An 11,125-nucleotide genomic window follows, 5' to 3' on the forward strand; every position below is an offset into this window, starting at 1 on the left:
GCTGTGCTGCGCACACATGCCCTTGGTTCCCTGAGGGCCGAGCATATTGGACAGACTGTCACCCTGGCCGGCTGGGTTGCCCGCCGCCGGGACCACGGAGGCGTAGCCTTCCTTGACCTGCGTGATGCCTCCGGCGTTGCCCAGGTTGTTGTCCGTGAAGAGGACGTCTTCCACGGCCTGCGCAATGAGTACGTCCTGCAGATCACCGGCAAGGTTGAGCGCCGTCCCGAAGGCAACGAGAACCCCGCCCTCGCCACCGGCGAGATAGAGGTCATTGCGGACGACGTCGTCATCCTCAACACTTCCGACCCGCTGCCGTTCCAGATCGACGAGCACGTGGAGGTGGGCGAGGAAGCACGCCTGAAGCACCGCTACCTGGACCTGCGCCGTCCGGCTCCCGCCGCTGCCATGCGGCTGCGCTCCGAGGCCAACCGCGTGGCCCGCGAACTGCTCCACGACGAGGGCTTCGTGGAGATTGAAACCCCCACGCTGACGCGCTCCACTCCCGAGGGTGCCCGCGACTTCGTGGTCCCGGCACGGCTGGCCCCCGGCTCCTGGTACGCGCTCCCGCAGTCCCCGCAGCTGTTCAAGCAGCTGCTGCAGGTGGGCGGGTTCGAGAAGTACTACCAGATTGCCCGCTGCTACCGCGACGAAGACTTCCGGGCCGACCGCCAGCCGGAGTTCACGCAGCTGGATATCGAGGCGAGCTTCGTCGAAGAGGATGACATCATTGCCCTCGGCGAGCAGATCGTGAAGTCGCTCTGGAAGCTGATCGGCGTCGAGATTCAGACCCCGATCGCCCGGATGACTTACGCGGATGCCATGGCCCGCTACGGCTCCGACAAGCCGGACCTGCGCTTCGGCCTGGAACTGACTGAGCTCACCGAGTTCTTCAAGGACACCACCTTCCGCGTCTTCCAGGCGCCCTACGTCGGTGCCGTGGTGATGCCCGGCGGCGCCTCTCAGGCCCGGCGCACCCTCGATGCCTGGCAGGAATGGGCCAAGCAGCGCGGCGCCAAGGGCCTGGCCTACGTGCTGGTCCAGGAAGACGGCACGCTCACCGGTCCGGTCGCCAAGAACCTCACCGACTTCGAGCGGGAAAACCTGGCAGAGAAGGTCGGCGCCAAGCCCGGCGACTGCATCTTCTTCGCTGCCGGTCAGACTTCCGAAGCCCGTGCCCTGCTCGGCGCTGCCCGCGTTGAAATCGGCCACCGTACCGGCTTGATCGACCCGAAGGACTGGGCATTCGTCTGGATCGTTGACGCCCCGATGTTCGAGCCCGCCGCCGCAGCAGTGGCAGCCGGGGACGTAGCCGCCGGTGAAGGCGAGTGGACCGCAGTGCACCACGCCTTCACCTCCCCGAAGCCCGAGTTCCTGGACACCTTCGACACCGATCCCGGCTCTGCCCTGGCCTACGCCTACGACATCGTCTGCAACGGCAACGAAATTGGCGGCGGTTCAATCCGTATCCACCGCCGCGACGTGCAGGAACGTGTCTTCAAGGTCATGGGCATCTCCGAGGAGACCGCCCAGGAACAGTTCGGCTTCCTGCTTGAAGGTTTCAAGTACGGCGCTCCGCCGCACGGCGGCATCGCCTTCGGCTGGGACCGTGTGGTGGCGCTGCTGGCCGGCGCCGACTCGATCCGCGACGTCATCGCCTTCCCGAAGTCCGGCGGCGGCTACGATCCGCTGACCTCCGCTCCGGCTCCGATCAGCGCCCAGCAGCGCAAGGAAGCCGGCGTGGACTTCAAGCCGGAGAAGAAGCAGGACAAGCCAGCCTCCTAGCCCTATCCAGACAAATACCCGGCCGCCGATTTGGTGGCCGGGTATTTGTGTTTTCCGGGCCATGCTAAACGGGAAGCGTACTTTGTGTATTGGGCTAATGTGCCACTCAACGGACGTTTTTCGGCCTTTACTATTCCCGCGGCCCATCGTTCATTCGTAGTGTCCTTAAGGCGATAATTTTCTGTCCGCACCCGGCTACCTGCCGCATCGTCGAATTACTGCGGGCCAGCTAGGAATACGAATGAAGTCTCAACCTGCGCGAGGACGACAGCGCACCGCACCAAAAACACATTCCCTGGGCAGCCGCCTGACCACGGCGTCGCTGAGCGCCGCCTTGGTCCTGGGCATCACCGGATTCGCCACGGAGATACCGCAAACCCCCGGGAAGGACACTGCAGCCACCGGCTCCACGGAATCGCAGCTCCCGCTCGACATAGCCGGTTTCTACGACACGACGGCGTCCGGAGCCCCGCGCGAGCTACGGAACGACCTCGCCGGCGTCCTCCGGGGCCAGGTCCAATTCGCCCAAAGCCATACGATCAACCCTGCCGGCAACACCCTGGCAAGAATGCCGTCCCTGGTGACGGACCGGGCTGCGTTGGTCCTCTTCTCTCCGGAGTCCGGGGCAGCGCGGGCCAGCGTCACGGCCACCGTGAACGGAGCCTTGCAGGGAACTATGGAACTGGCACCGCCGGCACAGATTCCCCGCTCGGACATGGACATCACGCAGAACAGACCGGACGTCGCCTATTCCTCAACAGCCTGGACCGCCGAGCTGCCCTGGAACTGGATGAAGCCCGGACTTGAACTGACCTTCGAAACGGACAAGGGCAGCGGGGTGCTGGAACGTGCGGGCATCGAATTCGCGGCACCGGCGGAAATGGTGATCAGCTCCATTCAGCTCGGCATGCTCACCGATTATCCGGAATCCAGCGGGCATTACATGTTCAATGAGCCCGAGAAGTCGGGGTCTGACTACTTCCAGACAATTCCGGTATCAAAACTGACCATGGCCAATTACGAACCGGTACGCCTGGATAAGGTCATTGTGGCGTCCGGAACGGTCTACGAGGAAAAGAGCGCCGTCAATGGCGATGTCTATTCCGGGGACCTGCGGGAGAACGTTGGCAAGGCCCAGGTGAGCACGGGCATAAACCTTGCTAACTTCGGCACCACCAGCGGACCCATGGACCAGAGGCAGCCCGGCACGTTCAACCAGCGGATCATCCACCACTCCGCCGGCAACTACGCCAACGGGGTACACCGGCACGGACTCAGCGGCGGCAACGGCATGGCAACCCTGTATGACTCGGTGGGCAATGAGCTCAGCCACGAACTCGGCCATTCCTACGGGCTGGGGCACTACCCGGGGGTCGACACGTCCAAGCAGGGCGACGAACGGGTCATCAATGCGAGCCACCACAGCGAAAGCGGCTGGGGCTACATTGCCTACCGGGACCGGATGCGGTCCAACCTGTCCTCGAACACCGCTTTCACGGCCGAGGGATTCGACCTAAGCGCCGGAAAGTTCAGCCAAAACTACCAGGCGATCTACAACTACCACCGTGACACCATGTCCGGCGGCAGCAATTCCAGCACCCTTTCCCGCTACACCCATGTCACCGGTTACAGCACCGACATCACCCAGCGCTCCCTGCGCACCGTGGTTCCGGACCTCGCCTATCCCAGCGGCTACCGGGACTGGGACGCCGCCGCCGGTCAGTACGTCGATGCGAAGGTGAAGACACCGGCATTTTCGGCTCCCCGGCCTACAGCGGTAGGGGTTCCGGTCTACACCCTGCTGGGCGGGTACAACCCTGCGAAGCCGGAGCAAACAGTCCTCTACCCCGCGTTCCGCAGCAACTACGGCAACGTTTTCCGCCTTCCGCAGGCGGATACCGCAACCACGGATTCAACCCGCCGCTGCTGGCTTGAGGTCACCTTCGCCGACGGCCGGGTGGATAGGACCGCGCTGCAGGCCAGCGACGGTGTCAAGCAGTTCAACGTCAACCTGGCGCATTCCGACCAGCCGTCCGGGGCATCGATGTACTGCCGCATCAACGGGACAACCACCAAGCTGGGCAACTCGATTTCAATTGCGCCGAACCAGGAACCGCTGCGTCCCGCCGTGGTGATTGGGCAGGACGCCGGGTACGAAGCCCTGCGGGCCGTTGAGCTGCCGGAGCTTGAGGCGAAGCTGCAGGCCGTAGCAGGCCGCGCGGCGCCGGTGCTGGATACCGAGGGAACCGTGCTCCTGGCGAGCTGGAAGGACGATCTGCGGGGACTCAGTTCGGCCGCCCGGGACATCGCCGATTCTGTCCTGGCGCAGACGGAGACCGCCGCCTCGGTGGACGCTTTCATCCGGCTCAACCAGGAGCCGCTCGAGTCGGGGAATGCGGCCGTGACCGCTGAACTGTTCTCGCTGCTGGACACAGCCGGTTTCACCGAGAGCACCACCCGGGTGCTCCCTGCGGGTGGAAGCCTGCTGGTAGACGGCGGCCACTGCCTGGTGCTGGGAGAAGACCTCGGCGTCACCGTGCCCAAGGACAAAACGCTGTGCGCCGACACGGCCGCCCAGCGCTGGTTCCAGGATGCGCGCGGAGCCATTCACAGCGAACTGCGTCCTGACCTGTGCCTGGTGGCCGGAACGCCGGTCAGCACGTCCCCGTGTGCCCGGACGTCGGGAGCCCAGGTGTGGATCCAGGAAGCTGACGGACACCTCAAGAGCGCTGTCTCGAGCTATCTGGACTTCTACCGCAACCAGGGAATTGCGGGAATGTACGGGAGGACAAACGGCTCCAACCAGGTCTGGACCGGGCTGGCTGCGGCCGGCAGCCCCGGGACGGCCGTGCTGAGCGCGGCCAGTCTCGCTACTATCGCCGGCCTGGATTTCGCCGTTGCGTCAACGGACGCGTTTATCCGGGTGAACGGAGCAGGCCTTGAAGCCGGGGACCCGGCTGCCGCAGCAGAGCTCAAATCCCTCCTGGCCGCGAATGGATTCATGGAAAGCTCCGAGAAGTACCTGCCGGAGGGCAGCCGGCTGCAGGTCAACAACGGCCACTGCCTGGTGTTGGGGGAGGACCTCGGCGTCACCGTGCCCATCAGCAAGAACGCCTGCGCGGATACGGATGAGCAGCGCTGGTTCATGGACACCCGCGGCGCCATCCACAGCCAGGCCCGCCCCGACCTGTGCCTGGTGCCGGCAACTCCGGTAAAGGCAGCGCCGTGCGCACCGGCTGACGGATCCCAGGTATGGCTTCCGGAGGCTGACGGGCACATCAAGAGCGCCGTCTCGAGCTACCTCGACTTCTACCGGGAGCGGGGATTCGCCGGCATGTACGCGAAGAACTCGGGCGCAAACCAAATCTGGACCGGACTCCAGGCAGCTGCGAATCCGGGACTGGCCGCACTGAATTCCGACAGTCTGGCTGTGCTGTTCCGGGTGGGACTTGATGCCTAGCTGAGCCCCCGGTGGTGCGCGTCCGGAGGCAGCGACGCACACCACCGGGCCGGCGCATCAGATCCTGATGGTCCCGGAGATGAGGGTCCTGGACTCGCCGCCCACCCAAATGTCCCCGCCGTCGGCTTCCACCTGGACGCGGCCGGTTCGGCCCAGGACCGTCCCCTGCGCGGCGGTGTACGTCGACGGCGCCCTTCCACTGCCAATCAGCCACTGAGCTGCACCGGCGTTGAAACTCCCCGTCACGGGGTCCTCACAGGGAAGCTCATCGGAGATGAAGGTGCGTACTTCAAACTCGCTCGCGGCGCCGCCGGGGTGCGGGCCGATGACGCCGACGGCCAGGCCGGCCATGGCCGGGTAGTCGGGCCGGATGGCCAGTACCTGAGCTGCCGATTCGAGCAGCACACCGATCCACTCTGGCCCGTTGACCAGCCAGGCAGCGTCCTTCAGCGCCTCACGGGGAAGCCCCAGGCCGGCCGCCACACGGTCCAGGACGTCCCGGGCAACAGGCCCGAACCGTGTCAGTTCCGGAGCCGCGAAGGCCAGCAGGCCGGCGTCGTCCGCCTTGATCCGCACCAGGCCGGCGGCGGATTCCTGGACGAGGATGCCTTCCTGCCGGGGTTTGCCTCCGGCTTCCAGCCAGGCATGGGCAGAGCCGAGGGTGGGATGCCCGGCGAACGGCAGCTCCTCGGTGGGCGTGAAGATCCGGACACGGTAGTCGGCCTTCGGAGCCGTTGGCGGGAGGAGGAACGTGGTCTCGGCCAGGTTGGTCCAGTTCGCAAACTGCTGCATCCGGGCGGTGCTGAGCCCGGAGGATTCAAGGACGACGGCAAGCGGATTGCCGCCGAAGGCCTCGGAACTGAACACATCAATCTGGGCGAACGGGCGGTCGGACGCGGGAGTTTCGGGAGTCACTATCTGAGCTTAGTGAAGTGGGTGCCGGCTCAGGCAAATGCCGGAACCGCGAGATTCCGGAAGGCAGAGCCGTGAAAGACCAGCGGCTCATGTGCGCCGTCGTGGGTTGAGTAGCCGTGGACGCGGAGCAGGACGACGGCGTGATCCCCGGCAGGTATCTCGTTCTCGACTGACGTTTCGAGCCAGAGGGCGGCCTCGTCCAGGAACAGGGCGCCCGTTTCGGTTTCGTGCAGGCTCAGCCCGGCAAAGCGGTCGCCGTCGCGGGAAGCGATCTGGCGGCAGACGCCGTCGTGCCCCGTGCCTAGGACAGACACGCCAATCCGTCCGGCAGTCCGCAGAACCGGCCAGGTGCGGGAAGTGTTCTGCACCGCGAACATGACCAGGGGCGGATCCATGGAGACGCCGACGGTGAAGGAGGACGCCACGATTCCCTGCGGTGCGCCGTCGATTTCCGCGCAGAGGGCTGCAATGCCGGATGGGAAGCGTCCAAAGGCCTGGCGCAGTGCGTTGGGATGGAGATCGGTTTCAAGTGCCATGGGGATTCCTCTGCCTGACGCGCAGCCTGCTGCGTGAACCGCGGAAGGCCAGCGCTGTACTTGCCGGACCGGGAGATCCACCGGAACGGCCGAATCGTCACCTGGAGCACCCCGCTACGGCGAGAGGGTTGCCGTCCAGCCGGCCAGGGCCTGTGGCTGGAACTCTTGATTCTGGCTACCAATCTAGGAGCCGTAATGTCCCGGGGCAAACATCCGTCACATTACGGCCACGCCGGGCAACACTTCGTAACGGCACGTCTTCCCGCACTCCCGCAGACAGCCATTACAGTGTCCGCATGAGACAACGCTGGTTCAAACAGGTAGACGTCTTCGGCAGCAAGCCGTATCAGGGCAACCCGCTGGCCGTGGTCCTGGATGGAGAAGACCTCGACGACGAGGCGATGCTGCAGTTCGCCCGCTGGACGAACCTCTCCGAAACCACTTTTGTCCTTCCCGCTACGCAGGACGAGGCGGATTACCGGGTGCGGATCTTCACGCCCGGCGGGGAGATTCCGTTCGCCGGACATCCGACGCTGGGAACCTGCCACGCGTGGACCGAGGCCGGCAACACACCGATCAAGCCCGGGCTGGTGGTGCAGGAATGCGGAATCGGGCTGGTGCCCCTGCGCGTCAACGCGGGCCTGGCGGCGTTTGCGGCTCCCCGGCTGATCCGCACCGGGCCGGTGGAGGAAGGGACACTGGCGCGCGTGACGGCTGCACTGGGGCTTACTCCGGACCAGGTCCGCGGACACCAGTGGGTGGACAATGGTCCCGGCTGGCTGGGCCTGCTGCTCCCGGATGCGGAGACCGTACTCTCGCTGCGTCCGGACCACGCCGCCATCGGCGACCTTCGGGTGGGTGTGATTGGCCCGCAGCCGGAATCAGCCGAGACGGACTTCGAGGTCCGCGCGTTCGCGCCCGGCCTGGGCGTGTCCGAGGATCCGGTTACCGGAAGCCTCAACGCCGGACTGGCCCAGTGGCTGATCGGCGACGGAATCGCCGAGGAACGCTACACCGTCACCCAGGGCACCGCTGTCCACCGCTCCGGGCTGGTCAGGGTCTTCACCCGCGAGGGGCGCATCTGGATCGGCGGGGAGTCTGTCACCTGCATCGACGGCTCCGTTTCCCTCTAATCCCATCCAGATGACAGAAACTGCACGTATGGAGCCCCATACGTGCAGTTTCTGTCATTTCGTTTGCGGGACGGGCGGAAACGCGGGGGGAGAGGGCACGGGTAGCCTTGAAGCGTGAATGACTTGTTCAACAGCGGCGAGGACCAGGACCAGCAGGACTACGACGACGACGCCGCGGAGACAGACTCCCGGCAGCGCCCGCGCAGCCCGCTTGCGGTACGCATGCGCCCGCGCAGCCTCGATGAGGTTGTTGGCCAGCAGCACCTGCTGGCCCCCGGGTCACCGCTGCGCACCCTGGCCGAAGCCCCGCAGGGCGGCCCGGCAGGCCCGTCCTCGGTCATGCTCTGGGGGCCGCCCGGAACCGGCAAGACCACCCTTGCGCACGTCGTGGCGCGGGGACAGGGCCGGAAGTTCGTTGAACTCTCGGCAATCACGTCCGGCGTCAAGGACGTCCGCCGGGTCATGGACGACGCGCTCACCGCCCGGGACCTGCACGGCATCACCACCGTCCTGTTCCTGGACGAGATTCACCGCTTCAACAAGGCACAGCAGGATGCGCTGCTGCCGGGAGTGGAGAACAGATGGGTTGTCCTGATTGCGGCAACCACGGAGAATCCGTCCTTCTCCGTGGTGTCCCCGCTGCTTTCCCGTTCCCTGCTGCTGACTCTCAAGCCCCTGACCGAAGCGGACATTTCCGGGCTGCTGCAGCGCGCCGTCGAAGATGAGCGGGGGCTGGCCGGCCGGGTCAGTCTCAGTGATGAAGCCCTTGAGCACCTGGTGCGCCTGGCGGCGGGGGACGCCCGCCGCGGGCTGACCGCGCTGGAGGCCGCTGCCGGCGTCGCGTACTCTGAACGCGACCCGGACGTGACCGTGCCCACCGTGGAGCTGGCACACGCAGAACAGGCCCTGGACGTTGCAGCCCTGCGCTATGACCGGGCCGGGGACCAGCACTATGACGTCACCAGCGCCTTCATCAAGTCCCTGCGCGGTTCCGACGTCGATGCCGCCCTGCACTACCTGGCCAAAATGCTGGAGGCGGGGGAGGACCCGCGCTTCATCTCCCGCCGGCTCATGATCTCCGCGGCGGAAGACGTTGGCATGGCTGATCCGACGGCGCTGCAGACAGCGGTAGCGGCGGCCCAGGCCGTGCAGATGATTGGCATGCCCGAGGGCAGGCTGATCCTGGCCGAGGCCGTGGTGCACATTGCCACCGCTCCAAAGTCCAACGCGTCCTACAAGGCGATTGGCGCCGCTACTGCGGACGTGCGGTCCGGATACGGGATTGGCGTGCCGGCGCATTTGCGCGACGCTCACTATCCGGGCGCGAAGCAGCTGGGCCACGGCAAGGGCTATATCTATTCCCATGACGCGCCGCATGGCATCGCCAAGCAGCAGTACGCGCCGGACGACCTGGTGGGCAAGGACTACTACAAGCCCACCGCCAACGGAGCGGAACGGGATATCTCGGCCCGGCTGGAACGGCTCCGCGGAATCATCCGCGGACAATAGGCGGAAACGTCCGCCGGGGCGGCGCCGGCACCCCCGCTCGGAGGGCCCGGTGCGTGCTAGCATTGTTGGTTGACTGGCAAGCGCACTGCCGGACCATCCCACCAACCAGCCGGATTTACTTCCGGATGCGGTGGAACTGTGTCCCGTAACTGCGTTGCAGCAGAAGGCAGCGGTTGGCCGGAGCTCTCCCTAATGGAGGCCAGTGACTACGTATTAGCCGTGCACGGCGGGTTCTCCCGGCGCGTACGGCAAAACCGCCAAAACAGTGAAAGGTGAACGTGGCTAATTCAACACGTGCACGCCGTCAGGCTCGCGCTTCGCGCGCCCTCGGCATTGCTTTGACCCCCAAGGCAGCAAAGTACTTCGAGCGCCGGCCTTACCCCCCGGGTGAGCACGGCCGCGCACGCCGCAAGCAGGACAGCGACTACGCAGTCCGCCTGCGCGAAAAGCAGCGCCTGCGCGCACAGTACGGCATCCGCGAAGCACAGATGACCCGTGTCTTCGAAGAAGCCCGCCGCACCGCCGGTCTGACCGGTGAAAACCTGATCGAGCTTCTCGAGATGCGTCTTGACGCCCTCGTGCTGCGTGCCGGCTTCGCCCGGACGATCGCCCAGGCCCGCCAGCTGGTTGTGCACCGCCACATCATGGTTGACGGCGCCCGCGTGGACCGCCCGTCGTTCCGCGTGTCCGAAGGCCAGCTCATCCATGTGCACCAGCGCAGCGAGACCATGACGCCGTTCCAGGTTGCCGCTGCCGGCGCCCACCGCGACGTCCTGCCCGCTGTTCCGGGTTACCTGGATGTCTCCCTGGAGAAGCTGCAGGCCCGCCTGGTTCGCCGCCCGAAGCGCTCGGAAATCCCCGTGACCTGCGAAGAGCAGCTCGTGGTGGAATACTACGCACGCTAATTCGACTGCGCTCCCGCCTGCGGGAGCCAAGGCGAAACTGAAGCAGCCCGTGGCCTTTGCGCCGCGGGCTGTTTCGTTTCCCGGCCGTGTCCGCGCACGGACCGCCCGGGAACGCGCCGCCGCCAAGTAAGTGTCCGGTCCCGTCAATGGGTAAGGTACATAGCGGAAACTCTTAGAAAACAACCCAAGGAGAACCATGTCAGGTGGAGATATTGCCGGTCTGATCGCAGCCGGGGTTTTTGCCGTGCTGGTTGCGCTGCTGGCCGTCCCCATCCTCAAGCTTGGGAAAGTGTTCGACGAGCTTCGCGGATCGATCAAGACCCTCAGCGATGAGACCACGCCGCTGATCGACGAGGTTACCAACACGGTGTCAACCACCAACCTGCAGCTGCAGAAGGTGGACGGCATTTCCTCGAACGTCTCCGACGCTTCCGCCAACGTCTCCGCACTCACGTCCCTGGTGGCCGCGACCGTCGGCTCCCCGCTGATCAAGGTTTCGGCCTTCACCTACGGCGTCCGCACCGCACTGACTTCCCGCCGCCCCGCCGGGCGCGGCCGGCGCAGCCGCTAGGACCTCCCGCCATGCAGTCCACCACAGGAGCAGCACATGATTAAGCGTGTCTTTTGGATGTCGATCGGCATCACTATCGGCGTGATTGCGGTCCGGCGCATTTCCGATGCCAAAGAGAGCCTCGGGCCGGCCGGCCTCAACCGCGCAGTCGGCACCGCCGCCGATGCCCTGCACGATTTCACTGACGCCTTCCGTGACGCCATGACCCAGCGCGAAGGCGAACTGCGCTCCGCACTCGGCATGGACACCACCGACACGGTTGCCCAGACCATGTCCTCAGCCCGCCGCTGACTTTCCCCACCCCCGCTGCC

At 65.7% G+C, this 11,125-nt stretch carries 9 protein-coding genes and 1 riboswitch; of the genes, 7 read left to right on the plus strand and 2 right to left on the minus strand.

All coding sequences use genetic code 11. The features are described 5' to 3' along the window. Nucleotides 1–3 precede the first annotated feature (3 nt). On the plus strand, nucleotides 4–1,785 hold the full coding sequence (gene aspS / locus ACSLGO_RS12265; protein WP_193313236.1) for an aspartate--tRNA ligase: 1,782 nt from the start codon (nucleotides 4–6) through the stop codon (nucleotides 1,783–1,785). A gap of 241 nt (nucleotides 1,786–2,026) precedes the next feature. After that, complete coding sequence (locus ACSLGO_RS12270) at nucleotides 2,027–5,245, plus strand: M66 family metalloprotease (RefSeq protein WP_436401212.1); 3,219 nt, start codon at nucleotides 2,027–2,029, stop codon at nucleotides 5,243–5,245. Between the two features lie 57 nt (nucleotides 5,246–5,302). Here the strand turns inward: ACSLGO_RS12270 and ACSLGO_RS12275 are convergent, their stop codons facing one another. Beyond that, nucleotides 5,303–6,160 carry a PhzF family phenazine biosynthesis protein gene (locus ACSLGO_RS12275; RefSeq protein ID WP_436401213.1) on the minus strand — a complete coding sequence of 286 codons (858 nt, stop codon included), beginning with the start codon at nucleotides 6,158–6,160 and terminating at the stop codon, nucleotides 5,303–5,305. Between the two features lie 29 nt (nucleotides 6,161–6,189). Next, nucleotides 6,190–6,696, minus strand: a complete 507-nt coding sequence (locus ACSLGO_RS12280) for a flavin reductase family protein (RefSeq protein WP_436401214.1) — start codon at nucleotides 6,694–6,696, stop codon at nucleotides 6,190–6,192. A 51-nt stretch (nucleotides 6,697–6,747) separates the two neighbouring features. Next, nucleotides 6,748–6,867: riboswitch (SAM riboswitch) on the minus strand. A 125-nt stretch (nucleotides 6,868–6,992) separates the two neighbouring features. Here ACSLGO_RS12280 and ACSLGO_RS12285 point away from each other — a divergent pair. The 5 genes from ACSLGO_RS12285 to ACSLGO_RS12305 all read left to right on the plus strand — a co-directional run bounded on the left by ACSLGO_RS12285 (nucleotide 6,993) and on the right by ACSLGO_RS12305 (nucleotide 11,105). Continuing rightward, the gene (locus ACSLGO_RS12285; protein ID WP_152274532.1) at nucleotides 6,993–7,829 is read left to right on the plus strand and encodes a PhzF family phenazine biosynthesis protein; all 837 of its coding nucleotides are present in this window, start codon (nucleotides 6,993–6,995) and stop codon (nucleotides 7,827–7,829) included. Between the two features lie 114 nt (nucleotides 7,830–7,943). Next, nucleotides 7,944–9,338, plus strand: coding sequence for a replication-associated recombination protein A (locus tag ACSLGO_RS12290; protein ID WP_436401215.1), 1,395 nt, complete (start codon nucleotides 7,944–7,946; stop codon nucleotides 9,336–9,338). A 278-nt stretch (nucleotides 9,339–9,616) separates the two neighbouring features. After that, entirely contained in the window at nucleotides 9,617–10,243 is a 627-nt protein-coding gene (gene rpsD, locus ACSLGO_RS12295) for a 30S ribosomal protein S4 (RefSeq protein ID WP_091605876.1), read from the plus strand. A 196-nt stretch (nucleotides 10,244–10,439) separates the two neighbouring features. After that, entirely contained in the window at nucleotides 10,440–10,814 is a 375-nt protein-coding gene (locus ACSLGO_RS12300; protein WP_091604559.1) for a DUF948 domain-containing protein, read from the plus strand. 36 nt (nucleotides 10,815–10,850) lie between these two features. Next, nucleotides 10,851–11,105, plus strand: a complete 255-nt coding sequence (locus ACSLGO_RS12305) for a hypothetical protein (RefSeq protein ID WP_377955456.1) — start codon at nucleotides 10,851–10,853, stop codon at nucleotides 11,103–11,105. The last annotated feature ends 20 nt before the right edge of the window (nucleotides 11,106–11,125 follow it).

This window comes from Arthrobacter sp. IK3 (assembly GCF_051337705.1).
Classification (GTDB): Bacteria; Actinomycetota; Actinomycetes; order Actinomycetales; family Micrococcaceae; genus Arthrobacter_B; species Arthrobacter_B koreensis.